Annotated in this window: 26 protein-coding genes; 9 read left to right on the plus strand and 17 right to left on the minus strand. The window is 64.2% G+C overall.

Annotated elements, in window-relative coordinates; all coding sequences use genetic code 11:
• Positions 1 to 146: 146 nt before the first annotated feature.
• Complete coding sequence (locus MJO58_RS23390) at positions 147 to 2291, minus strand: 3-hydroxyacyl-CoA dehydrogenase NAD-binding domain-containing protein (protein WP_239721151.1); 2145 nt, start codon at positions 2289 to 2291, stop codon at positions 147 to 149.
• Between the two features lie 4 nt (positions 2292 to 2295).
• Positions 2296 to 3507 (minus strand): acetyl-CoA C-acetyltransferase, encoded by a 1212-nt coding sequence (locus tag MJO58_RS23395; RefSeq protein ID WP_239721152.1) that lies wholly within the window; start codon positions 3505 to 3507, stop codon positions 2296 to 2298.
• Positions 3508 to 3764: 257 nt separating this feature from the next.
• Between MJO58_RS23395 and MJO58_RS23400 the strand changes: the two genes are divergently transcribed.
• Positions 3765 to 4937, plus strand: a complete 1173-nt coding sequence (locus MJO58_RS23400) for a pyridoxal phosphate-dependent aminotransferase (protein WP_239721153.1) — start codon at positions 3765 to 3767, stop codon at positions 4935 to 4937.
• On the opposite strand, the gene MJO58_RS23405 is transcribed toward MJO58_RS23400, so the two are convergent.
• Genes MJO58_RS23405 through MJO58_RS23420 form a run of 4 tightly spaced genes read right to left on the minus strand, consistent with a single transcriptional unit; the run spans position 4924 to position 7492 of the window.
• Positions 4924 to 5376, minus strand: coding sequence for an SRPBCC family protein (locus MJO58_RS23405; protein WP_090606426.1), 453 nt, complete (start codon positions 5374 to 5376; stop codon positions 4924 to 4926). The two genes, MJO58_RS23400 and MJO58_RS23405, sit on opposite strands and share 14 nt — an antisense overlap.
• Before the next feature lie 29 nt (positions 5377 to 5405).
• Entirely contained in the window at positions 5406 to 5858 is a 453-nt protein-coding gene (locus MJO58_RS23410) for an SRPBCC family protein (protein WP_090606428.1), read from the minus strand.
• A 57-nt stretch (positions 5859 to 5915) separates the two neighbouring features.
• The gene (locus MJO58_RS23415; protein ID WP_090606430.1) at positions 5916 to 7043 is read right to left on the minus strand and encodes a CaiB/BaiF CoA transferase family protein; all 1128 of its coding nucleotides are present in this window, start codon (positions 7041 to 7043) and stop codon (positions 5916 to 5918) included.
• 5 nt (positions 7044 to 7048) lie between these two features.
• The gene (locus tag MJO58_RS23420; protein ID WP_239721154.1) at positions 7049 to 7492 is read right to left on the minus strand and encodes an SRPBCC family protein; all 444 of its coding nucleotides are present in this window, start codon (positions 7490 to 7492) and stop codon (positions 7049 to 7051) included.
• A 64-nt stretch (positions 7493 to 7556) separates the two neighbouring features.
• Here MJO58_RS23420 and MJO58_RS23425 point away from each other — a divergent pair, with 64 nt between their 5' ends.
• Complete coding sequence (locus tag MJO58_RS23425; protein ID WP_239721155.1) at positions 7557 to 9272, plus strand: alpha-keto acid decarboxylase family protein; 1716 nt, start codon at positions 7557 to 7559, stop codon at positions 9270 to 9272.
• A 2-nt stretch (positions 9273 to 9274) separates the two neighbouring features.
• On the opposite strand, the gene MJO58_RS23430 is transcribed toward MJO58_RS23425, so the two are convergent.
• From MJO58_RS23430 to MJO58_RS23450, 5 genes are all read right to left on the minus strand, one after another.
• Positions 9275 to 9451, minus strand: coding sequence for a (2Fe-2S)-binding protein (locus tag MJO58_RS23430; RefSeq protein ID WP_090606436.1), 177 nt, complete (start codon positions 9449 to 9451; stop codon positions 9275 to 9277).
• A 16-nt stretch (positions 9452 to 9467) separates the two neighbouring features.
• Complete coding sequence (locus MJO58_RS23435) at positions 9468 to 10091, minus strand: fatty-acid--CoA ligase (RefSeq protein WP_090606439.1); 624 nt, start codon at positions 10089 to 10091, stop codon at positions 9468 to 9470.
• Positions 10088 to 11596 (minus strand): FadD3 family acyl-CoA ligase, encoded by a 1509-nt coding sequence (locus MJO58_RS23440; protein WP_276553179.1) that lies wholly within the window; start codon positions 11594 to 11596, stop codon positions 10088 to 10090. Before MJO58_RS23440 ends, MJO58_RS23435 begins: the two co-directional genes overlap by 4 nt.
• A gap of 42 nt (positions 11597 to 11638) precedes the next feature.
• A complete protein-coding gene (locus MJO58_RS23445) occupies positions 11639 to 12829 on the minus strand; it encodes an amidohydrolase family protein (protein ID WP_239721157.1) in 1191 nt (396 codons plus the stop codon).
• Between the two features lie 90 nt (positions 12830 to 12919).
• Positions 12920 to 13342, minus strand: a complete 423-nt coding sequence (locus MJO58_RS23450) for a lipoprotein LpqH (protein ID WP_239721158.1) — start codon at positions 13340 to 13342, stop codon at positions 12920 to 12922.
• 111 nt (positions 13343 to 13453) lie between these two features.
• On the opposite strand from MJO58_RS23450, the gene MJO58_RS23455 reads away from it, so the two are divergent.
• Both MJO58_RS23455 and MJO58_RS23460 read left to right on the plus strand, forming a co-directional pair.
• Positions 13454 to 14200 (plus strand): enoyl-CoA hydratase/isomerase family protein, encoded by a 747-nt coding sequence (locus tag MJO58_RS23455; RefSeq protein WP_090606450.1) that lies wholly within the window; start codon positions 13454 to 13456, stop codon positions 14198 to 14200.
• Between the two features lie 38 nt (positions 14201 to 14238).
• Positions 14239 to 14643 (plus strand): Rv2576c family protein, encoded by a 405-nt coding sequence (locus MJO58_RS23460; RefSeq protein ID WP_239721159.1) that lies wholly within the window; start codon positions 14239 to 14241, stop codon positions 14641 to 14643.
• Here MJO58_RS23460 and MJO58_RS23465 read toward each other — a convergent pair.
• Positions 14559 to 15260, minus strand: a complete 702-nt coding sequence (locus MJO58_RS23465; RefSeq protein ID WP_090606453.1) for a TetR/AcrR family transcriptional regulator — start codon at positions 15258 to 15260, stop codon at positions 14559 to 14561. The two genes, MJO58_RS23460 and MJO58_RS23465, sit on opposite strands and share 85 nt — an antisense overlap.
• 184 nt (positions 15261 to 15444) lie before the next feature.
• Between MJO58_RS23465 and MJO58_RS23470 the strand changes: the two genes are divergently transcribed.
• A complete protein-coding gene (locus tag MJO58_RS23470; RefSeq protein ID WP_090606456.1) occupies positions 15445 to 16740 on the plus strand; it encodes a cytochrome P450 in 1296 nt (431 codons plus the stop codon).
• Between the two features lie 18 nt (positions 16741 to 16758).
• On the opposite strand, the gene MJO58_RS23475 is transcribed toward MJO58_RS23470, so the two are convergent.
• From MJO58_RS23475 to MJO58_RS23490, 4 genes are read right to left on the minus strand one after another with little or no spacing between them, the layout of a single operon-like run.
• Entirely contained in the window at positions 16759 to 17055 is a 297-nt protein-coding gene (locus MJO58_RS23475; RefSeq protein WP_090606458.1) for a cytochrome C oxidase subunit IV family protein, read from the minus strand.
• Positions 17052 to 17651, minus strand: a complete 600-nt coding sequence (locus MJO58_RS23480) for a cytochrome c oxidase subunit 3 family protein (protein WP_239721160.1) — start codon at positions 17649 to 17651, stop codon at positions 17052 to 17054. Before MJO58_RS23480 ends, MJO58_RS23475 begins: the two co-directional genes overlap by 4 nt.
• Positions 17648 to 18463: a hypothetical protein gene (locus MJO58_RS23485; RefSeq protein ID WP_239721161.1), complete on the minus strand. Its 816-nt coding sequence runs from the start codon at positions 18461 to 18463 to the stop codon at positions 17648 to 17650. Before MJO58_RS23485 ends, MJO58_RS23480 begins: the two co-directional genes overlap by 4 nt.
• On the minus strand, positions 18460 to 19236 hold the full coding sequence (locus tag MJO58_RS23490; RefSeq protein WP_239721162.1) for a hypothetical protein: 777 nt from the start codon (positions 19234 to 19236) through the stop codon (positions 18460 to 18462). The genes MJO58_RS23485 and MJO58_RS23490 overlap by 4 nt, the downstream gene beginning before the upstream one ends.
• A gap of 105 nt (positions 19237 to 19341) precedes the next feature.
• Between MJO58_RS23490 and MJO58_RS23495 the strand changes: the two genes are divergently transcribed.
• The gene (locus MJO58_RS23495) at positions 19342 to 19944 is read left to right on the plus strand and encodes a TetR/AcrR family transcriptional regulator (RefSeq protein ID WP_090606469.1); all 603 of its coding nucleotides are present in this window, start codon (positions 19342 to 19344) and stop codon (positions 19942 to 19944) included.
• Positions 19945 to 19982: 38 nt separating this feature from the next.
• Here MJO58_RS23495 and MJO58_RS23500 read toward each other — a convergent pair whose 3' ends face one another.
• Positions 19983 to 20372 (minus strand): hypothetical protein, encoded by a 390-nt coding sequence (locus MJO58_RS23500; protein ID WP_239723424.1) that lies wholly within the window; start codon positions 20370 to 20372, stop codon positions 19983 to 19985.
• 211 nt (positions 20373 to 20583) lie between these two features.
• Here MJO58_RS23500 and MJO58_RS23505 point away from each other — a divergent pair, with 211 nt between their 5' ends.
• The 3 genes from MJO58_RS23505 to MJO58_RS23515 all read left to right on the plus strand — a co-directional run bounded on the left by MJO58_RS23505 (position 20584) and on the right by MJO58_RS23515 (position 22524).
• Positions 20584 to 21321 (plus strand): Rv1363c family protein, encoded by a 738-nt coding sequence (locus MJO58_RS23505; RefSeq protein WP_239721163.1) that lies wholly within the window; start codon positions 20584 to 20586, stop codon positions 21319 to 21321.
• Positions 21318 to 21923, plus strand: a complete 606-nt coding sequence (locus MJO58_RS23510; RefSeq protein ID WP_090606479.1) for an Rv1363c family protein — start codon at positions 21318 to 21320, stop codon at positions 21921 to 21923. The genes MJO58_RS23505 and MJO58_RS23510 overlap by 4 nt, the downstream gene beginning before the upstream one ends.
• 79 nt (positions 21924 to 22002) lie before the next feature.
• Complete coding sequence (locus tag MJO58_RS23515; RefSeq protein ID WP_239721164.1) at positions 22003 to 22524, plus strand: Rv2253/PknI dimerization domain-containing protein; 522 nt, start codon at positions 22003 to 22005, stop codon at positions 22522 to 22524.
• Positions 22525 to 22577: the final 53 nt, after the last annotated feature.

Here is a 22577-nt window from a genome sequence, read left to right on the forward strand (position 1 = left end):
GCCGGAGACGAACGGGAGCTCGATCGCGAGCAAAAGCCGGTTCGCTACCACCCTCTTTGCGTGCCGCGGCAGCTAGCCCGCCGCGGCCACACCGCGAAAAGCCCTCGAAACCAGCTTGTTTCGAGGGCTTTCGCGAAATACTGAACTTAGGTCAACGAATCCGGCGGCAGGAAGCGGTCGCCGTACTTGGCGGCCAGCTCGCGGGCCCGGGCCACGAAGGCTTCCTTGCCCGTTCCGCCGGCACCGGAGTAGCCGACGATGAACTGCGCGCTACCACCGGTGTACGGCGGGAACCCGATGCCCATGATCGAGCCGATGTTGGCGTCGGCAGTCGACGTCAGCACACCCTCGTCGAGGCACTTCTGGGTTTCCAGCGCCTCGGCGAACAACATCCGGTCGATCATGTCCTGCAACGGCGGCTGCGAGGAGCCCGACTTGAACGTGTCCCGCAAGCCGGGCCACAGGCGGGTGCGCTTGCCGTCCTCGTACTCGTAGAAGCCTGCGCCCTTGAGCCGGCTGGGCCGGCCGAGCTCGATCATCTTCTCGACGACCGCCTCGGCTGGGTGCGGCTCGTAGGTGCCGCCGGCGTCCTCGACACCCTTGCGGCTGGCGACGGCAATCTTGTGCATCAGCTCCAGGTTGAGCTCGTCGGACAGCTGCAGCGGCGGCGCCGGGTAGCCGGCCTGCGAACCGGCGTGCTCGATGCTGGCCGGCTCCACACCCTCACCCAACATCGCCAGCGCCTCGTTCACGAACGTGCCGATCACGCGGCTGGTGAAGAAACCGCGGCTGTCGTTGACGACGATCGGGGTCTTGCCGATCGCCAGCGTGTAGTCGAACACTCGGGCTAGCGCTTCATCAGAAGTCTTCTCGCCCTTGATGATTTCGACGAGTGGCATCTTGTCGACCGGCGAAAAGAAATGGATCCCGATGAAGTCCTCTTGGCGCTTGACGCCGGTCGCCAGACCGGTGATCGGCAGCGTCGACGTGTTCGAGCCCAGCAGTGCGTTGGGCTCGACGATGTCCTCGATCTCCTGGAACACTTTGTGCTTGAGGTCCTGGTTCTCGAAGACGGCCTCGATCACGAAGTCGACGCCCTTGAAGTCGGCGGGGTCCGCCGACGGCGTGATGCGGTCGAGCAGCGCCTTGCTCTTCTCCTCGGTGGTCTTGCCACGCTGGAGTGCTTTGGCCTCAAGCTTTTCCGAGTAATTCTTACCCTTCTGGGCGGCCTCGAGGCTGACGTCCTTGAGCACCACGTCGTAGCCGGCCTTGGCCGAGACGTAGGCGATACCGGCGCCCATCATGCCCGCGCCCAGCACACCGATCTTGTTGATCTTGACCGGCTCGATGCCATCGGGTCGCGAGCCACCACCGTTGATGTGCTGCAGGTCGAAGAAGAACGCCTGGATCATGTTCTTGGCGACCTGACCGGTGACAAGTTGGGTGAAATAGCGACTCTCGATGCGACAGGCGGTGTCGAAGTCCACCTGTGCGCCCTCGACGGCCGCGTCCAGGATGGCCCGCGGGGCCGGCATCGGCGCACCCTTGAGCTGCTTCTTCAGCAGCGCTGGGAACGACGGCAGGATGCCGGCCAGCGCCGGGCTGGACGGGGTGCCGCCAGGCATCTTGTAGCCCTTGGCATCCCATGGTTGGGTATGCGCTTCGGGGTTGGCCTTGATCCATGCCTTGGCGGCCGGCACCAGCTCCTCGACAGTCGGCAGCACCTCGTCGACCAGCCCGATCTCCTTGGCCTTGTCCGGCTTGAACCGGGTGCCCTGGGACAGCACGTTCATGAACGCGTTCTGGATGCCGAACATCCGCACACTGCGTGCGACGCCGCCGGCGCCCGGCAGCAGGCCTAGGGTGACCTCCGGGAAGCCGACGACGGCGCCCGGCACGTCGGCGATGATCCGGTGGTGGCAGGCCAGCGTGATCTCCAGGCCGCCGCCCAGCGCGGCGCCGTTGATCGCGGCGACGACCGGCTTGCCCAGCGTTTCCAGCGTCCGCAGGTCGCGCTTGGTGTTCTCGACCAACGAGAATGCTTCGCCCGCATGCTCGGGACCGATGTTGATCATCGACTTCAGGTCACCCCCGGCGAAGAAGGTCTTCTTCGCGCTGGTGATGACAACGCCCGTGATCGAATCCTTCTCGGCGACAAGCTTTTCCACCGCGCTGTGGATGGATTCACGGTATGCGTCGTTCATGACGTTAGCCGACCCGGTAGGGTCGTCAAGCGTCAGCGTGACAATGCCGTCGGCATCCTTGTCCCACTTAATCGTGTTGTCTGCCATGGCCTTAAACCCTCTCAATGATGGTCGCGACACCCATGCCGCCGCCGATGCACAGCGTGATCAGCGCGCGACGCGCGTTGCGGCGCTCGAGCTCGTCGACCATGGTTCCGGTGATCATGGCGCCGGTGGCGCCCAGCGGGTGGCCCATCGCGATCGCACCACCGTTGACGTTGAGCTTCTCGTCCGGGATGTTGAGGTCCTTCTGGAACTTCAGCACCACCGACGCGAACGCCTCGTTGAGCTCGAACAGGTCGATGTCGTCGATCGTCAGGCCGGCACGGTCGAGCACCTTGCGCGTGGCAGGCGTCGGGCCGGTGAGCATGATGACCGGGTCTGAGCCGCTGGTGGCGGTGGCCACGATGCGCGCCCGCGGGGTCAGGCCCTGGGACTTGCCCGCGGCCTCCGAACCGACGAGCACCAGCGCGGCGCCATCGACGATGCCGGAGCTGTTGCCGCCGGTGTGCACGTGGTTGATCTTCTCGACGTAGTGGTACTTCGTCAGCGCCACGTCGTCGAAACCGCCCATCTCGCCGACGCCGTCGAACGCGGTCTTCAGCTTGGCCAAGCCCTCCATCGTGGTGTCGGGCCGCATGTGCTCGTCGTGGTCGAGGATGACCAGGCCGTTCTGGTCGCGCACCGGCACGACCGACTTGGCGAAGTAGCCGCCCGACCAGGCTTCGGCGGCCTTCTGCTGCGAGCGCAACGCGTAAGCGTCGACGTCCTCGCGGCTAAAGCCCTCGATGGTGGCGATCAGGTCGGCGCCGATGCCCTGCGGCACGAAGCCGATCTGGTAGTTGGTTTCCGGGTCGGTCGCCCAGGCGCCGCCGTCGGAGCCCATCGGGACACGGCTCATCGACTCGACACCACCGGCCAGCACCAGGTCGTCCCAGCCGGAGCGCACCTTCTGGGCGGCGGTGTTGACGGCCTCAAGACCCGAGGCGCAGAACCGGTTCAACTGCACGCCGCCGGTGGTCTCGGGCAGTCCGGCGGCCAGCACCGCGGTGCGGGCAATGTCGCCGCCCTGGTCACCGACCGGGGAGACGACGCCCAGGATCATGTCGCTGATCAGGTTCTCGTCCAGGTCGGGGTTGCGCCGGCGCAGCTCGTCGACCAGGCCGACCACCAGGTTCAGCGGCTTGACCTCGTTGAGCGATCCGTTGCGTTGCTTCCCGCGGGGTGTGCGGATGGCCTCATAGATGAAGGCTTCTTCGGACATGTCGACTTCCTGTTCACAAATGGGGTTTCGGGTCCGTCTACGTGCACCCTAACAGGGGCTCCCGGCCAACCTGTTGGTTGGGCAGGTCGGTGCTGCTCGGGAGATAGCCAGGCCCCGACATCGCGCCCTGCGCGTCGACCGTACGCCCTGCGCGTCGAGTGTGCGCCCAGGGCGGCGACACGCCAGGAGGGTCCACCGCGAGTGCACACTCAACGCCGTAGCCGCTCAGTCGGGGAGCCCGCCTAAGCTCGACGACCATGACGGTGTCGCGATTGCGGCCCTACGCGACCACGGTGTTCGCCGAAATGTCGGCACTGGCCGCGCGCATCGGCGCGGTGAACCTGGGTCAGGGCTTTCCGGACGAGGACGGACCCCCGGCGATGTTGAAGGCCGCGCAAGACGCGATCGCCGCCGGTGCCAACCAGTACCCGCCGGGAATCGGCATCGCGCCGCTGCGCCAGGCCGTCGCCGCCCAGCGCAAGCGGCATTTCGGCATCGACTACGACCCCGACACCGAGGTGCTGGTGACGGTCGGGGCCACCGAGGCCATCGCGTCGGCGGTCATCGGCCTGGTCGAGCCCGGCTCGGAGGTACTGCTGATCGAGCCCTTCTACGACTCGTACTCGCCGGTGGTCGCGATGGCCGGTGCACACCGCGCCGCGGTACCGCTGGTTTCCGACGGCCGCGGCTTCGCGCTGGACATCGACGCGCTGCGGCGGGCCGTCACCCCGGCGACCCGCGCGCTCATCGTCAACTCGCCGCACAACCCCACTGGCGCCGTGCTGAGCGCGACCGAACTGGAGGCGATCGCCGAGATCGCGGTGGCGGCCGACCTTTTGGTGATCACCGACGAGGTGTACGAACATCTGGTGTTCGAAGGCCACCGGCATTTGCCGCTGGCCGGTTTCGACGGCATGGCGCAGCGCACCATCACGATCTCCAGCGCGGCCAAGATGTTCAACTGCACCGGCTGGAAGATCGGGTGGGCTTGCGGCCCAGCGCAACTCATCGCCGGGGTGCGCGCGGCCAAACAGTACCTCAGCTACGTCGGCGGGGCGCCTTTTCAGCCCGCGGTCGCTCTGGCGCTCGACACCGAGGACGCCTGGGTGGACGACCTGCGGCGCTCGCTGCAGGCGCGGCGCGACCGGCTGGCCGCGGGCCTGGCCGACATCGGTTTCGCGGTGCACGACAGTAACGGCAGTTACTTCCTGTGCGCCGACCCGCGGCCCCTCGGATACGACGACAGCACGACGTTCTGCGCCGCACTACCGGAAAAGGTTGGCGTGGCCGCTATTCCGATGTCGGCGTTCTGCGACCCGACCGCGCCGCATGCCGATCTGTGGAATCACTTGGTGCGCTTCACGTTCTGCAAACGCGACGACACCCTCGACGAGGCGATCAGACGCCTGTCCACACTCAAGACCGCTTAGAATCCTCGTCACCCAGCACCCGCTTGCGCAGGCCTTCCAGCGCGGCGTAGAGAATTTTGTTGCCCGCGGAGCGCACCCAGAACTTGGGCAGCGGTGCCCTCAGCTCGATCGTGAGGCTGAATCGGACCCGGGTTTTGTCGTCGCCCTCACGCTCCAAGTTGTATTCGCCATGTTGGGCGTGTTGCTGCGCGGTCTTCTGCGCATCCCACACCATCCAGTCGGGACCCCAGTGATATTCCACCATTTCGGTGTCGGCGATGCCGCTCACCCTGATCGTCATGCGCACGTGGTGCGGCAGGCCGTCGGGATAGCGGTCGACGACTTCGACCCGCTTGTGCAGTGGAGACCACAAGGGCACGGCATCCATGTCGGCCAGCGCCTCCATGATCGATTCCGGGGGCGCCGCAATGACAATTTCCGACGATGCGCGTATGGCCACTGCCTACCAAATTAGCAATGCAGACAGCATTACGGTGCTTTATCCGGACCGCCGCGCGCGACGAGATCACGCAGGCCCTTGATCGAGGCGTCGAGAACGTGTTCCATCGCGCGCCGCACGACGAAACCGGGAATGGGCCCGGCCGGTTCGACGGTGATGTCGAATCGCACCCGCGTCTTGTCGATGCCCTCGGGTTTGAGGTTGTATTCGACGTGCTGGCCGTGTTGTTGGGCCGTTCCCTTGACGTCGTACACCACCCAGTCCGGGCCCCAGTGGTATTCCAGCACTTCTTTGTCGCGCAGGCCCAGAATTCTGATGGTGGTTTTCACGTGGTGCGCACGGCCATCCGGATAACGGTCGACCACTTCGATCTTTTTATGCAGTGGCGACCAGGATTCCAGCACGCTGACATCCTCGAGCGCCCCCATGACCACGTCGAGCGGCGCATCAACTATGAATTCGCGTGATGCCTTTACAGCCACTGAGGTCAACCTAGCAATCCAGGTCGAGGCTGGAAACGTATTTAGGTAAGTAATTTGCTACCAGTTGATTTCGTCGATCGGTGTGGTGGCGGCCGGCGGCGGTCCGACGGGCCCGGCCGGTGTTCGGGAGAAACGCGGGGCGGGCGCGGCCTGCTCGACACCGTGGGCGGTGATCAGCGTCGACCGCGCGTTCAGATGTTCGTTGGTGGCGGCCTCGTTCCACGTCAGCACCGGCGTGACACAGGCGTCGGTGCCGGCGAAAACCTGGGTCCACTCGTCGCGTGTCCGGCTCGCGAAGCGCTGCGCGAAAGTGTCGTACATCTGCTGATACGAACCAGTTTCAAGCTGGCCCGGCACCTCGTCGGGCGACAGACCGAGCCCGTTGAGCAACGCCGCGAAGAACTGAGGCTCGATCGCGCCGACGGCCATGTACTTGCCGTCGGAGGTTTCATAGCAACGGTAGAACGGCGAGCCGCCGTCGAGCAGAAACGATTCGCGCTTATCGCGCAGGCTGCCAATTGCCTTCATGGTCCACATCATTTGGGCAAGCACACTGACGCCGTCGACCATCGCGGCGTCGACGATCTGCCCGCGGCCCGACCGCTCACGTTCGTACAGCGCGACCGCGATACCGATGAGCACCAGCATCGACCCGCCGCCGAAATCGGCGACCAGGTTCAGCGGCGGCATCGGCGGCCGGTCGGCGTAGCCCAGCGCGGACAGCGCACCGGTCTGCGACAGGTAGTTGATGTCGTGTCCGGCCGTCGACGCCAGCGGTCCGTCTTGTCCCCAGCCGGTGATCCGCGCGTAGATCAGTCGTGGATTGACCGCCGCGCAATCGTCGGGTCCGATCCCGAGTCGCTCGCAGGTGCCGGGCCGGAAGCAGTCCAACAGCACGTCGGCCTTGCCGGCAAGCTCGAGCAATGCGCCCGGGTGTGTCTTGACGTCGAGGTCGACGATCCGCTTGCCCCGGTGCAACAGGTCGCGGTCCTCGGCCGGCATCGTCAGGGGCGCTCTGTGGCGACCCGCCTCGCCCGGCTTCGCCGCGCTTGCGATCGCCACGGCGCCGGGGCGGCGCACCCGCACCACGTCGGCACCCAGGTCGGCGAGCATCATGCCCGCGTGCGGCCCGGGTCCGATGCCGCCGAGTTCGATGACTTTGATCCCGGCCAAGGGCCCGGTCACGGCGGCTACTTACCCTTCTTCACCTGCAGCACCCGCTTGCGCAAGCCCTCGGTTCCGGTATCGACGGTGCCTTTGATGGCACGCTTCAACACGAAGCCCGGCAGCGGCACCACGGGATCGACGCTGAGCTCGAACGTGACCAAGGTGGCGTCGCCCTTCGGCGTCAGTTTGTAGGAGGCATCCTGTGAGCGCTGCTGACCGGAGCTGATCAGCTTCCAGCTCACCTCGTTGTCGCCCCACGAGTACTCGACCACCTGCTCGTCGGTGATGCCCGCGGCCTTGACTTTCATCTTGACCTTGGCGGGGCGCCCGTCGGCGTCCCGCTCGAGAATTTCGACGCTCTGGTGGGGCGGCGACCATTCGGTCACCGAGTCGAGATCGGCGATGACGTCGAGGATCTCTGCGGGGCTGGCTTCGATAACAACTTCGCGGGTTTCGTTGATCGCCATGGCCCGCACGATAGCGAAACCGCGTCCGGCCGGGAGCGCTTTCGACCAGCGTAACGTCGACGTCGTGACTGCTACCACGCCCGACGCGGCGGCCGGCGCCGCGGATCCTGTCTACACCGTCGGTGACTACCTGTTGGACCGCCTTGCCGAGCTTGGCGTCTCCGAGATCTTCGGCGTCCCCGGCGACTACAACCTGGAATTTCTCGACCACATCGTCGCGCATCGCAGAATTCGGTGGGTAGGCAACGCCAACGAGTTGAATTCCGGCTACGCCGCCGATGGTTATGGCCGGCTGCGCGGAATGGCAGCTGTAGTAACGACATTCGGGGTCGGTGAGCTCTCGGCGACCAATGCGATCGCCGGCAGCTACGCCGAGCATGTGCCCGTCGTGCACATCGTCGGCGGCCCCTCCAAGGACGCCCAGGGAACCAGGCGGGCGTTGCACCATTCGCTCGGTGACGGCGACTTCGAGCACTTCTTCCGCATCAGCCGTGAAATCACCTGTGCTCAAGCCAATCTCATGCCGGCGACGGCATGCCGGGAGATCGACCGGGTGTTGAGCGAGGTGCGCGAGCAGAAGCGACCGGGCTACATCCTGATGTCCACCGATGTGGCACGCTTCCCCACCGAACCCCCCGGAGCACCGCTGCCCCGCTACACCGGCGGGACCAGTCCGCGCGCGCTGTCGATGTTCATCGACGCGGCACGCGAGCTCATCGGCGACAACCGGTTGACCGTGCTGGCCGACCTGCTGGTGCATCGCCTGCAGGCGGTCAAGGAACTCGAGGCATTGCTGACCGCCGACGTGGTGCCCTACGCCACGCTGATGTGGGGAAAGAGCCTGCGCGACGAGAGCTCACCCAACTACCTGGGGATCTACGCGGGTGCGGCCAGCGCACCGCAGGTACGCGCCGCGATCGAAGACGCACCCGTCCTGGTCACCGCCGGGGTGGTGTTCACCGACATGGTGAGCGGCTTCTTCAGTCAGCACATCGACTCCACTCGGACCATCGACGTCGGCCAGTACCAGAGCAGCGTGGCGGGTCAGGTGTTCGCGCCGCTGGAAATGGGCGCCGCGCTCGGGGCGCTGGCCGAGATCCTGACCGGGCGCGGGATCAGTTCACCGCCGGTCGCGTTGCCAGCGGGCCGACAGTCCGCAACCGGGGCCCACGCGCCTGCACGCGATCAGGCCCTGACTCAGGAGATGGTCTGGGACCGGCTGTGCAACGCGCTCACACCCGGCAACGTGGTGCTCGCCGATCAGGGCACCTCCTTCTACGGGATGGCCGACCACCGGCTGCCCAAGGGGGTCACATTCATTGGCCAACCTCTTTGGGGCTCAATCGGTTACACGTTACCCGCGGCGCTCGGCGCGGCGGTCGCGCACCCGGACCGACGGTCGGTGTTGCTGATCGGTGACGGCGCCGCGCAACTGACCGTGCAGGAACTCGGCACGTTCTTTCGCGAAGGGCTGTCGCCCGTCATCGTCGTGGTCAACAACGACGGCTACACGGTCGAACGGGCGATCCACGGCGAGACGGCGCCCTACAACGACATCGCCAGCTGGAGTTGGACCGACATCCCCAACGCGCTCGGCGTGGTCAACCACCTTGCATTCCGCGCGCAAACCTACGGCGAACTCGACGACGCGCTGACCGCTGCGGCGGGCAATCAGGACCGCATGGTGCTCGTCGAAGTGGTCTTGCCCCGCATGGAGATTCCACCGCTGCTGGTCGAACTCGTGCAGCCGATGTCACCGGATGGCAGCAGGCGCCGCTGAAATCAGCCCTTAGACCCGGGCTTTGACGCTTTGAGTATCGCCTGAATGGTGCGGCGACACCGACCGCAGTCCGCGCCGGCCCCACAGGCATGGGCGACGGCCTTCGTCGTCGATGCCCCGGCCTGGACCGCGTCAGTCACCGTGTGGCTGGTGATTCCGTTGCACAGGCAGACAAACATCGGGCGGTCGGTTCACTTAGCTCTCGATGCGCATGATGTCGGTGAACTGGCCGACGAACAGCGGAGGGTACGGGCCCACCCCCGCGCCCGCCATCCACTCGGCGGCGGCGTCGGGGTGTTCGATCCACCGCCGGGCGCTCTCCTCGTCGGGGAACTCCTGCAGGATCAATACCTCGTGGTTGTCGTCAAAAGCCTGGAATATCCAAGTCTTTCGGATACCGGCCGCAGTGAACCTGTCCATCGCGGAGTCGACGCCCGCGATCAGTGCCGGCACGTCGTCTACCGACGCGATGGCGGCCACCACCACGCCGGGCACCGCCGGAGACGAGGAAGGCGCCGGGATGAACCTGTCGACGATCTCGCCGGCGAAGACGGCCGGGATGTCTTCGACACCCGCCTCGTCGAACCAGTTGAAGAACACCCGCGATCGGAGCAGTTCCACGATCGGCTCACGGCTGTGCACGCCGATCATCACGAGCACGCGACCGTAGTCGTGCGTCGACGTGTAGACCAGGACGTGGTGTGCGCCGATGTCGGAGAGGGCCGACTTGTTTCGCTCGAGTAGCGGCCACACCCGGCCGGGATCCGGCACGCGATAGTCCGACGCAATCACCATCGAGTGGATGTCGCCGTCGGTCAACGAAGTTGGTCCTTCATCACTTTGCCGGTTGCATTGAGTGGGAGTGAATCAAGGAACTGTACCGCGCGTGGCACTTTGAAGCCCGCCATGCGGTCGCGACACCAACCGATCAATTCGTCGGTGCCCACGGCACCGTCGAGCACCACAAACGCCTTACCCACCTGCCCGAGTCGCTCGTCGGGTACGCCGATGACGGCCGCCTGCGCGACGGCCGGGTGACTGAGCAGGAAGCCCTCGATCTCGGCCGGGTAGGCATTGAAGCCACCGACGATGAACATGTCCTTTTTGCGGCCGACGATGCGCAGCCGCCTTCGCGGTGATCGCGAGTCCAGCGGAGCTGGGTGCGACGGGTCACCACCATCAGACCCGTCGGTGAAGTTTCCCAGGTCGCCGGTGTGCAGCCAGCCGTCTGCGTCGATCGCTTGCGCGGTGGCCGCCGGGTCGTCCAGGTAGCCCTGCATGACGCCGTAGCCGCGGACCAGCACCTCGCCGTCGTCGGCGATGCGCACCTCGACGTCCGCGCAGGGCACGCCCGCGGTGGTGGCAACGTCCTCGAAGGAGTCGCCGGGCAGCGACAGGGTGACGTTGCCGGCCTCGGTGAGGCCGTATCCGGTCATCAGGGTTTGGAACGGCAGTTCGTCGTGGATACGACGGACCAGCTCGACGGGGATGTCGGCGGCGCCGGTCACGCCGGCTCGCAACGTCGACAGCTTGGACTTGTCCGCCACCGTCAGCAACGAGTGATACAACGTCGGCGGGCCGGGAAGCATTGTGATGCGTTCGCGCGCAATGAGATCCACTACCGTGTCGACATTGAATACGGCGACCGGCAGCATCGTCGCGCCGCGCAGGAAGGATGTGACGAGTCCCGCCTTGAGGCCGAACGTGTGGAAGTACGGATTGATCTGCAAGTAGCGGTCGCCCTCGCGCAGATCCGCGAGCGTCGCCCACTCCTCGTACATGCGCAGCGTCTGACTGTGATTCATCATCGCGCCCTTGGGGCGGCCGGTGGTGCCCGAGGTGAAGATGATGTCCGAGATGTCGCTGCCGCTCACCGCGCGCTCGAACGGCGAACCGCTGGAAAGGAAGTCGGACTTCAGGTCGATGACCGGTGTCCCCGCGGGCGCGGTGTAGTAGTCGAAGCCCAGGAAGCCCTTCTGCACCAGGACGGCCTTGACTCCACTGCGGGCGATGATGTCACCGGCTTCTTCGGTCTTGAATCGCGTGTTGACCGGTACCAGCACCCCGCCGGCGGTGAGCAACCCGAACGCGGCGATGATCCACTCGGCCGAATTGGGCGCCCAGACGGCGACGCGGTCCCCCTTGTTGACACCGAGCTCCGCGAATGCACCTGCAGCACAACGGATTCGGTTGACGACCTCGGTGAATGTGAAGCGCAGCGGACCGTCGACGACTGCTTCTGCATCGCCGAAGCGGTCCGCCGCGCTCAAGACCATCTCGGGGATGGTCTGCCAGTCAGGCTCGATTGGCCAGCTCCACCTCATCGCGCTACGCGCTCTGCATCGTCGCCGACCGGCGGCCAGACGTCACACCGTGACGAGCCGACCGAGGTTGCCGCCCATGATCTTTGCCTGGTCCTCAGCGGGCAGGTGCGACAGTGCCTCGATGTAATAGGTCGGCTCCGCCAGCCCCTCGGGGTGTGGCCAGTCCGAGCCGTATAGCACCTGATCCACTCCGACGAGTTTGACCAGATCGTCGATGCCGTCCTCGAAGAACGGGCTGACGTGAATCCGGCTCTTGACCATCTCGACCGGGTCGCTCGGGAACGCCTCCGGGGCCTTGCGGAAGACCTCCGCCAGGCCGTCCAGCAACGGGGTCATCCACTTCGAACCGGCCTCGACGATCGCGACCTTCAGCTTCGGGTGGCGATACAGCGCACCGTGAATCACCCACGACCCCACCGAGTCCTGGATCGGCCGCCACTCGTTGAGGATGCCCATCGCGTTGGTCTGGAACGGCAGCATCTCCTGGTCGGCGCCATCCCACTCCGAGGTGTACCGGGAGTAGCCGCTGTCGCTGGAGTGCATGCCGACCAGCACGTCGTGCTCGACGACCCGCTCCCAGAACGGGTCGAACTCGGGCACCGCGAACGACCGCGGACCGCGGAAGCCGGGGACCGGCGCCGGGCGAACCAGGATGGCGCGGGCGCCACGCTTGACCGCCCACTCCAGCTCCTCGATCGCCTTCTCGACGATCGGCAAGGTGATGACCGGGGTGGTGAAGATGCGGTTCTGGTAGTTGAATCCCCAGACCTCATCCAGCCACTCGTTCAGCGCGTGGACCAAAACGTGGATAGCGACCGGGTCGTCACGCAGCCGCTCCTCCAGGAGGCTGGCCAAGGTCGGAAACATCAGGGTCTTGTCCAGGCCCAGCTCGTTCATCGTCTCCAGGCGAGGGCCGGGCTCGAAGAACGCCGGGATCGCGCGCATCGGCTCACCGAACAGCTCGCGCTTGCTCTTGCCATCTGGGTTGCCGTACTTGAAGTACTCCTCCCAGGCGCCCGGCCGGGCGACGACCTCGAATGTCGGGTTGGGAATGTAGTTGCTGATCTGGCCGCGGATCGCGATCTTGGTACGACCGTTGATCTGCACGTACTGGACGTAGTCCTTGTACTCCTTGGGCAGGAACTTGGTCAGCGCTTCCGGCGGCTCGTAGAGATGATTATCCGCGTCAAAGATCGGGAACGGGACGTCCACTTTGTGAGACAACTGGCCCATGAGATCCTCCTTTGCAATTTGTGAGAATACTATTCTCTACTGGGCCCGCTCCGCAAACGTGCACTCCAGTGGTGATCGCCACTCGGGGCGTCAGCAGGTCACGATGATCTTGAAAGGCGCCGACGCCGCTTCATTCGGCTTGTCGGCCTTGAAACCGTTGGCGGTGCCGGTGATCGTGAACTTGTCCCCAGACATGCTCATGTCGGCACGGGGGCCGTCGCCCCGGGCGTACATCCCGGTGAACCCAGCCAGATTTTGGATGCGCACCGACTCGGCAGACGGCGGTTGCGCCCCCTCGTCGATGATGATCTTGGCTCCGGCAAACTTCCCACCGATGTCGATCGTCCGGGTCCACTGCACTTGACCGCATTGCACGACGTGGAAACTCGCGTCATCACCGTTGACGGTGACCGATGCCGAGCTAGAGATCTGCGGCGCTGGTCGCGACGTGCACGCGCCGAGGCCGGCTACAGCGAGCACCGCGGCGGCCGCTACGACGATTCTGTCCTGCACTGGGCCACCTCTATCGTCGATATACAAACCGCATCGGCCTGCAGCGATGATGTTATTCTCGCCGCACGAGAATGCCAATATCGACGCCTCTTCCGAGGAGCAACTAAACGCATGCTGGACTTGGAGCTCGACAACGGGCTTGCGGTGCTCACCATCGACCGCCCGCACGCACGCAACGCGATCGCGCTCGACACCATGGACCAGCTGGAGAAGGCGCTCGATGCCGCGGCCGGAGCCCAGGCCCTGGTCATCAGGGGCGCCGGCGATAAGGCTTTCGTATCCGGTGGTGACCTCAAGGAGCTCAGCGCGCTGCGGACCATAGCGGAAGCCACCGCGATGGCGAAGCGGATGCGATCCATCTGCGACCAGCTGGCGAGCTTCCCGGCTCCGGTGATCGCGGCGCTCAACGGGCATGCCTTTGGCGGTGGCGCCGAAGTAGCCGTCGCCGCCGATATCCGAGTTGCCGCAAGCGACATCAAGATCGCGTTCAATCAGGTGACGCTGGAAATCATGCCGGCCTGGGGCGGTGCCGAGAGGCTGGCCGCTCTGGTCGGAAAGAGCAGAGCACTTCTTCTCGCGGGCAGCGGCCAGACGGTCGACGCCGCCGAGGCCGAGCGCATCGGGTTGGTGGACGCGGTCTTGCCGCGCGCTTCGTTCGAACAGGGCTGGCGTTCGATTGCCGCCGCGTTGGCCAACCAGCCCGCCACCGAGATAAAACGCGTAATCAGCGGCGTTTCGCCTGATGAGGCGATAGCATCCTTTGCACGTTTGTGGGTTGCCGACGCGCACTGGCAGGCCGCAGAGCGGGTAGTGAACCGAAACGCCAAGCCGCGACCGGCCGCCGGAGGAACGACATGAGCACCAGCGTGAAAAGACTACTGAGCATCGGATCGGCGATGACTATGGCAGTTTTGTCGGTGGGTGCCGGCCTTGCTGTGACCACGGCGCACGCCGACCCGACCGCCGGTCCGGTCATGCATCACGTCAAATACGCCGTCACCGCTGAGAATCCGATCTACACCGACATTTATTACTTGGACCACCAGCCGGACCGATTCTCCGATTACAGCCACAACCCCTACTTGTTCACGCCGCACGTCGACGTCGATCTCGGCCCGGGCAAACCGCCGTGGACCTACGACCTGGACATGACCAACCCCGACGCTTACGCGATGGTGGTGGCGAGCACGGGCACGGAGCCCGGTACGCCGGGGCTTCACTGTGTGCTGGCGGTGGATGGCGTTGTCGTCGTATCCAAGGACGGTCTCAAAGGCGTGCTCTGCTCGCTGCGCAACTGGTGAACCACCCAGACGTCGGGTATTCCCGGAATCGGCTGCGGCTCGCCTTCGAGCCGACGCAGGTGACTTTCGACTAATTCCACGGTTTCGGCGTGACCGGCGGAAATGCCCACCGCGTTTTCGAGCACCAGGAATCTCGACAAGCTGGACATGAGCACGGCAACCACCACCGGCGGCATCTCTTCGCGGTCCACGCCATACCTCTGCAACGCCGTGGTCACCGCTTGCCGTTGCTCTTCGCGGAAACGCTCGGCGTAGTAGGCGATTTCGGCTCGCAACTCCTTGCGGTGATTGGCCAGCGCCATGAATTCCAGCGAAATACGGGTGAATGCGGGGTCGGTGCCGAATCGCCACACCGCCCACAGCGGCTGGGGTGACTGCATCAGCTGTGCGTGCGCCTCGAGCGCTTCTTCACCGCGGCGCCGGAACACCTCGAGGAATAGCTCCTCCATGGTGCGGAAGTAATAGTGCACCAGCTGAGGTTTCAGCCCGGCCTTGTTCGCGAGGCGCCGCGACGTGACGGCGGCGTAGCCCTCTTCGATCATCAACTGTTCGGCCGCGTCGAGCAGCAGGCCGCGGTTCTTCGCGTCCGGCGCCCCGATCCTGCGGGCCGATGTCATGCCGCTACTCCGTCCTGTCCACGCTCACCTGGCGACCACGGGAATCGTAGCGCGGCGCGGCGTTGTGTCCTTGACCACGACATTACTGCCGTGCTAAGCAGGTGCTCAGCAGATTTCCGAAATCGGGGGTGGTGCCGCGTGCCGCCGAACCCACCGGTAGATCCAGCCCAGGGAGACGCAATCTATGAGCAACTATGAGTCGATCGACTTCTTCACCGATCAGTCTCTGGTCCCGGATCCGCACCCCTACTTCGACTACCTGCGCAGCGAAAACCCCGTGCTGCGGTTGCCGCACTATGGGGTCGTCGCGGTCACCGGCTACGCGGAAGCCACCGAGATTTACAAGGACCCGGAAACGTTCTCCAACATCGTCGCGCTCGGCGGACCGTTTCCCCCGCTGCCCTTTACTCCTACGGGCAGCGACATCAGTGCCCTGATCGACGAGCACCGCAGCTACTTTCCGATGAACGAGCACATGGTCACGATGGACCCACCGGACCACACCAAGGCACGCTCGGTGCTGGCCAAGCTGTTGACGCCGAGCCGGTTGAAGCAGAACGAGGAGTTCATGTGGCGCCTCGCCGATCGTCAGCTCGACGAGTTCCTGCACAACGGCGAATGCGAATTCATCGCCGAGTACTCCAAGCCGTTCGCCACGTTGGTGATCGCCGACCTGCTCGGCGTGCCCGAAGACGACCACAAGGAATTCCGCGTTGTCTTGGGCGCCGACCGGCCCGAGGCACGGGTGGGCGCCCTGGATCACGAGTCGGTCGGGATCAACCCCCTCGAGTGGCTCGACGAGAAATTCTGCAACTACATCGAGGACCGGCGGCGTGAACCGCGCGGCGACGTACTGACCTTCCTGGCCGAGGCGAAGTACCCGGACGGATCCACGCCTGAAGTCATCGAGGTCGTCCGCTCGGCCACCTTCCTTTTCGCCGCCGGACAGGAGACCACGGCCAAGCTGCTCAGCGCCGCCCTGCAAGCCCTGGGCGACCGGCCGGAAATCCAGCAACAGATTCGTGAGGACCGCAGCCTGATCCCCGCGTTCATCGAGGAATCGTTGCGGATGGAAAGCCCGGTCAAGAGCGACTGCCGACTTGCCGTGCGCGACACCAACATCGGTGGCGTCGACATCCCCGCCGGCACTGTGGTGATGATCCTGCCGGGTGCGGCCAATCGCGATCCCCGGCGGTTCGAGAACCCGCACGAGTTCGACTTGCGCCGCAAGAACGTTCGTGAGCACATGGCGTTTGCCCGCGGTGTGCACTCCTGCCCGGGCGGACCGCTCGCCCGCGTGGAGGGCAGGGTCTCGATCGAACGCATCCTGGACCGGATGCCGCACATCGAGATCGACGAAGCCCACCACGGGCCGGCCGCCGAGCGTCGGTACAGCTACGAGCCGACCTACATCCTGCGGGGCTTGAGCGAACTGCACCTGTCGTTCACGACCGCAGACGCGGTCGCACCCGTGGCCTGAACCACTCCTTGGCTGGAACTACGCGAGCTGCATTCCGACGAAATAGCAGCTGAGCATCGCGACGGCCATCAGCACTATCCAGGCGTCGGTCAGCCGGCAGAGCAGGACCGGTGCGCTTCGCACCTCCATGAACTCGCGAAAGATGATGCGCACCTTGATCAGTGCGATCACGATGACGCTCGCTGTCACCACCGCGCTGGGCTTCAGCGACCCGGCCTGACCCTCTGCCGAGTGGTCAATCCAGAGGTAGCTGAGCGTGAGCGACGCCAGAATCACCCACACGATCAGTAGCCGCTTGTTGAATTTCACGCTCACCTCACCACGTAGAGCAGCGCGAAAATCAGCACCCACAGGAAGTCGACGGTGTGCCAGTAGGTCGCGCACGTTTCCACGATTTCCTGGGATTCCCGCGGTTTTGTTGCCGCACTTCGCAATTGGTAAACGATGACGCCCAGCACAACGAAGCCGATCAGCAGATGGACGAAGTGGATGCCGGTGAGGAAGAAGTAGTAGGTGAAGAAGTCGTGGCTGTCCAGCCCGTTTCCGCTGTTGACCAGCCTGGCCCACTCGAACACCTTGACGAAGAGGAATACCGCGGCAACTGCGGCCGTGATGGACACATCACGCAGCGCCGCCCGGTACTCGCCGGCGCGCGACGACTGAACACACCGCGCTACCGACCACGAACTCAGCAGCAAGACGAGGGTGTTGAAAACTCCGATGCGCAGGTCCAGGTGCGCCTGGGCGTGTATGAAAAGCTCGGAGTTACGGGCGCGGGAGAACAGGTAGAAGCCGAAATACCCTGTGAAGACCAACGTCTCGAACAACACGAAGGCCCACATGTCGGGCTGACCGGGCACGAACCTGGCGCGCTGCCCGTTGTCGGTGCGGTCGGTCTTGAGATCGGTCATTGCGCGACAGCCTTTTTCCGCGGGAAGGGCGGCAACTGCCCGGCGCCGAAGTCTTCGCGCCGGATCATCCGATACAGCATGACGACGAAGGTGACTTGGTAGATGCCGAACACGACCATGTCCAGCCACCAGGCGATTTCGCCGTCCCACGCGAACACACCCCGCCGGAAGATCCAGCAGGGGGCGACGACGACTTCGGTCAGTGCGTTGCACAGGTTGAGATAGCCGAACCACTTGGGGAACACCCGATTCTTGTCGAGCAGGATCGCGACCATCCAGATCAGCGAGCCGATCAGGAAGACTCCCATCGTTCCGTCGAACGACAAGAAGGCGAAGTCGTAGAGCCAGCCGATCATTTCGGGGTTGCGTTCTGGTCGCAACGTCCCGACGATCAGCGCGATACACAGCAGCAGCATTCCGGGAATCGCACTGAGCGAGTAGATGATCAGATACGAGTACCCGAACGCGCGGCTGACCGACATTCGGCGCATCGAATATGCAATCAGGGCATTGTTCGTCGCGATCGCGCCGCTGATCGCAAAGATGATGCCGAAACCAAGAGGTATGCCGAGGTGGCGCTCGGAGAACCAGTGGACCTGCGTCGCGAGGTCCCAGGAGGGTTCCGGTGGCGGTTGAACTTGCGCGATGATGAAGAACACCGGGAAGAACAGGTTGTAGAAAACGACCAGCACCCACCACGCCAACCAGAGTTCACGCTTGGGGTTGTGGCGCAGGTGCCAGGCGATCCGGTGATGCAGCGGGCCGGAAGGGGGTGTTGCCGGCGAGGTCGGCGGTGTGATCACCGCACTCATGCGTCGACCAGTTCGTCTGGGCGCCCACGGTTCTCGGCGCGCTCGCGATAAATGGCCTGTGCCAATGCAACTCCCATCACGACGATCCAGACCGCGATGGCAACGTTTTTCACCCAGAACGACAGGAAGCCGTCCCACGCCAGCGGACCGGTCAGCGACACCCCGACGAAGGCTGCGGGCACCAGCGCCGCGGCGATCAGAAGGTTGAAGTGGGCTACCCAGCGAGGAAATACGGGTCGCGGCTGATCATCGAAATAGATTGCCACAGCATGGATCACACTCTGGCCGATCAGGAACGGGACCAGGATGGTGAAGGTCATCCAGCCGAAATCGTTGAGCAGCTGAGTCAGCTCCGGACTGCGCTCGGGGCGAAATGCGGCCAGCAGCCAGCAGACATTGGCGACGAGAAACAACGTCGGACCGCCGGCCACGCAGCCCAGCATCGCGTAGGAGAAGATCGGCGTCCGGTGTGCCATTCGGCGGATCTGCAGCACGATCAAGGCCAGGATCGGGACGAGGCACACGCCGAACCAGTTGAACACGATCATGCTGTACCGGATCTGCGGGATGTGGGCCGGATCCCGATAGAACGCGGCGACCTGTTCCGCCGGCATCGAGGGCGACATCGGCGGATTGAAGCCCGGAAACAGCACGAAGCCGGCGATCCACAGAATCACCGTGACGGGCAATGTCCACAGCAGAATGACCTCGCCGTCAGTAGGCCGCAGCGCCGCTCGTCGACTTGATGCATCTCCCCCGCCGATGTCTGTCATCGATGAATCCCTTCAGCACGAAATCGCCCTTGCTAGATTCGGCTCGTACCGAAGCTAGCCGGTCGGCTAGCCTCGGGTCAATAGCCGATCGTCTAGGCTCGTCCCGTGGGCACAGCAGGAGAGCCGGTCAGCGATGAAGCGCTGAGAGTTGTGGCCTACAGCCCTGCTAGAACGCGGGTACTCGATGCGGCGCTCGACCTGTTCGCGCAGCACGGCGTCAGCGGTACGTCGCTGCAGATGATCGCCGACGCCGTCGGGATCACCAAAGCTGCTGTATACCACCAATTCCGGACCAAGGATCAAATCGTGATCGCGGTTACCGAGCGCGAGCTCGGACGGCTGCTTCCCGCGCTGGAGGCAGCCGAGGCGCAGGGCAACGGACCACAAGCGCGGGATGCGTTGCTGGAGAGCGTCGTTGAAATGGCGGTTCGCGACCGCCGGCTGGTACGCACGCTGCAGTTCGATCCCGTCGTGGTTCGGCTGCTGGCCGAACACAAGCCGTTCCAACGCTTTATGGATCGGTTGTACGACGGACTGCTGAGCGACGCCGGCCTCGACGGCCGGATCGAGGCGGCCATGTTCTCCGGCGCCATCAGCACAGCTGTCATGCACCCGCTGCTGGCCGACATCGACGACGACACACTGCTCGAGCGGCTTACCAACATGATCAGGCGCTTACTCGGGCTGCATCGAGAAACCGTCCAATAGAACGTCCAGTAGAACGTGCAGTAGAACGTCCAATAGAACTAAGTGTCGGCGCGGATCCAGCTCATAATGCCGTCGTGGGCAAAACAGATCAGGAATAGGCCATCGGGCGCCTGTGCGACGTAGTTCTGGTAGTTCTGGCAGTTCGCGCCTTCCTCCTTGACTCCCGCCATCGGAGGTGATCGGAACCATCGCGGCTGATATCTCCTCGGCGAACCGCAGAACATCAGTCGACCAGGCTGCGAGGCGAAGGAGACGTAACCATCCGCGACACCGAAGGCGTAGTAGGTGGTGTTGTCACACGGCGCCCCGAGTACCACATGCGGCATGATGCCCGGCGTGCAGTCGGGGTAGTCGCAAACGGTGGGCCCAGCAACAGACGGCGGCGCCGCCAGCACACCGGTGCCGAGCAACGCGGCAAATACGGCCACGATTAATCGCACCCGATTACTTTGCCACACCCGAAAAGAAAATTCTCCTGCTTGGAGAAGATCGCCTGCGCGGGAACGACAATCCATGCCAGGACCCCGAACGCTATTGCGCCTCCTTTCCCGACGAGCGTGCATTTCCGCATGTAGACGCTCTGACCGCAGCCGCCAGATGAGGCCTTGCACCGAGTCCGAAGTGATAAGCTGCCTCTCCGTGCACGATCCGGACGGGCCCGACGCCGACGATTGTGGTAACCCGGCGGATGTGACCAATCCCGATGAACCACAATCGCGCTCAGGGGTCGACTCCGCGGTCCCGGCGCCCGCATCGGAAACGGCCACAGAAGTCGAAGTTGCCGAGGCTGAAGCGCGCGCCGAGGCGGCTAAGACCCGGCTGGCACGGCTGCGCCAGGCAGCAGAAGCCGATGCCCCAGATGCCAAGCAGCGCCGGGCAAAGTCGCTTCGCCGTCCAGCGCGCAAAGCAATAGCTGTTGGCGTGGGCGTCGTGATCGCCTGCGCAGCTGCCGGTGCGAGCGGTTACATGCTGTGGCAGCACCGCACCGTGACGCATGATCGCCAGCTCGCAGCGGAGTTTGCGGCTGCCGCCCGGCAAGGGATCACGGCGCTGATGTCGATTGACCCCGAGCATGCCAAGGCGGACGTCCAGCGCATGATCGATGCCACGACGGGGGATCTCAACGGCCAACTGTCGGCGATCTCGGTCCTCATGGTCAAAAAGGCCCAGGACTCCAAGATCGGCAGCAAGGTCACCGTCGAAGCTGTCGCCGTCGAATCATTGAGCGACAATTCAGGAGTCGTGCTTGTGGCGGCGAAAACCGATGCCACCGGGCCGGATAACGAGAAGCCGCCACCGGCCTTGTTCCGGCTGAGCGTCACCCTGAACCGCGACCACGGCCAGCTCAAGATGTCGAAAATTGACTACCTCTCATGACTGTCGAGCGTGGTCCGTCGTTGGGGGACACCGAAACAGCAACTGACGACCCGGAAATTCCGCCCGCCGGCAAAGCGGCACGCATGCGTCGGCTGCCAGCCATCGGCCGCCGGTTGTTGGCGAGGTGGCGTTCGATCATCGTGACGACGTTGGTCGTTGCGACCGTGGGGGTCGCTGTAGGTGTGTACATCGTCGTGTACCGGCCCGATCAGCGGGTCGACGATGCGGCGGCACACCGCGCAGTCCAGGCCGCGTCAGATGGCGCCGTGGCCGTGTTGACGTATTCCTATGACCATTTGGATCGCGACTTCGCCACGGCGAAATCGCATCTCACCGGCGAGTTTTTGGCCTACTACAGCAAATTCACCGCCGATATCGTCGGGCCGACGGCGAAGGAGGGGCACCTGACGACGTCGGCCAAGGTGGTTCGGGCCGCGATTTCGGATTTGCATCCCGATTCGGCTGTCGTGCTGATTTTCGTCGACCAGTCCACGGCCAGCATGCAAAAGAAAGATCCCGCGCAGAACAAAAGCGCCGTCGTGGTCACGCTGACAAAGGTCAACGGTTCCTGGCTGATCGCGAAATTCGAGCCGGTCGGGTGAGTGCGTCCCTAACCGTTACCTGGTCGGCCAAAACGGTGTAACGTCAACGCTCGAGAATTATGCGCTCTAGGAGTTCCTGATGCGTTCAGCGAAAACACTTACCACCGCAACGCTGGTGGCCACCACTGTATTTGGCGGATTGGCCACTGCCTCCACGGCCCAGGCAACAACCAAGGAAGAAGTGGCCATCAATGGGACGTATCACGTTACGTCCATCGGTGATTGGGCCCAGCGAAACGATCAATACTTCGGCGAGCCGACGGTCTACCAGACATGGACGATCAGCTCGACTTGCGAGTCATTCCAGGAATGCCACGGCACGGTGCGAAGCGACCAGGGATGGACCGCGCCCCTCTACATGAATGATGGGGAGATGTGGAAGGTGAGACGCGAAGTGCCGAATTGGGAGCGGTGCGAAGACGGTACCGCGTTCCCCGGACAGCAGACCTTCTTTTTCTACCCGGTAAACGAAAATGGGGGCTTTCAAATCGGATCGCGGACCTTGTCCGGCAAGGACAAGACGGTCGGGCCAAGCGGTGCCTGCGGGCAAAACCAGTGGCTTGATATCGCGATGCCGTTGCGACTGGATCAAGTCTCCTGACCAGGCGGGTCGTAGCTCCATCACCACCTTCGCTTTGCAGCCTCTTCATGCGG

It is taken from the genome of Mycobacterium lentiflavum (assembly GCF_022374895.2).
GTDB classification, from domain to species: Bacteria; Actinomycetota; Actinomycetes; order Mycobacteriales; family Mycobacteriaceae; genus Mycobacterium; species Mycobacterium lentiflavum.

Coding starts and splice junctions, on each gene's coding strand:
- MJO58_RS23390 (WP_239721151.1), bottom strand. CDS start 2,291: ATGGCAGACAACACGATTAAGTGGGACAAGGATGCCGACGGCATTGTC.
- MJO58_RS23395 (WP_239721152.1), bottom strand. CDS start 3,507: ATGTCCGAAGAAGCCTTCATCTATGAGGCCATCCGCACACCCCGCGGG.
- MJO58_RS23400 (WP_239721153.1), top strand. CDS start 3,765: ATGACGGTGTCGCGATTGCGGCCCTACGCGACCACGGTGTTCGCCGAA.
- MJO58_RS23420 (WP_239721154.1), bottom strand. CDS start 7,492: ATGGCGATCAACGAAACCCGCGAAGTTGTTATCGAAGCCAGCCCCGCA.
- MJO58_RS23430 (WP_090606436.1), bottom strand. CDS start 9,451: ATGTTTGTCTGCCTGTGCAACGGAATCACCAGCCACACGGTGACTGAC.
- MJO58_RS23440 (WP_276553179.1), bottom strand. CDS start 11,596: ATGAGGTGGAGCTGGCCAATCGAGCCTGACTGGCAGACCATCCCCGAG.
- MJO58_RS23445 (WP_239721157.1), bottom strand. CDS start 12,829: ATGGGCCAGTTGTCTCACAAAGTGGACGTCCCGTTCCCGATCTTTGAC.
- MJO58_RS23455 (WP_090606450.1), top strand. CDS start 13,454: ATGCTGGACTTGGAGCTCGACAACGGGCTTGCGGTGCTCACCATCGAC.
- MJO58_RS23460 (WP_239721159.1), top strand. CDS start 14,239: ATGACTATGGCAGTTTTGTCGGTGGGTGCCGGCCTTGCTGTGACCACG.
- MJO58_RS23465 (WP_090606453.1), bottom strand. CDS start 15,260: ATGACATCGGCCCGCAGGATCGGGGCGCCGGACGCGAAGAACCGCGGC.
- MJO58_RS23470 (WP_090606456.1), top strand. CDS start 15,445: ATGAGCAACTATGAGTCGATCGACTTCTTCACCGATCAGTCTCTGGTC.
- MJO58_RS23480 (WP_239721160.1), bottom strand. CDS start 17,651: ATGACCGATCTCAAGACCGACCGCACCGACAACGGGCAGCGCGCCAGG.
- MJO58_RS23485 (WP_239721161.1), bottom strand. CDS start 18,463: ATGAGTGCGGTGATCACACCGCCGACCTCGCCGGCAACACCCCCTTCC.
- MJO58_RS23490 (WP_239721162.1), bottom strand. CDS start 19,236: ATGACAGACATCGGCGGGGGAGATGCATCAAGTCGACGAGCGGCGCTG.
- MJO58_RS23510 (WP_090606479.1), top strand. CDS start 21,318: ATGACTGTCGAGCGTGGTCCGTCGTTGGGGGACACCGAAACAGCAACT.
- MJO58_RS23515 (WP_239721164.1), top strand. CDS start 22,003: ATGCGTTCAGCGAAAACACTTACCACCGCAACGCTGGTGGCCACCACT.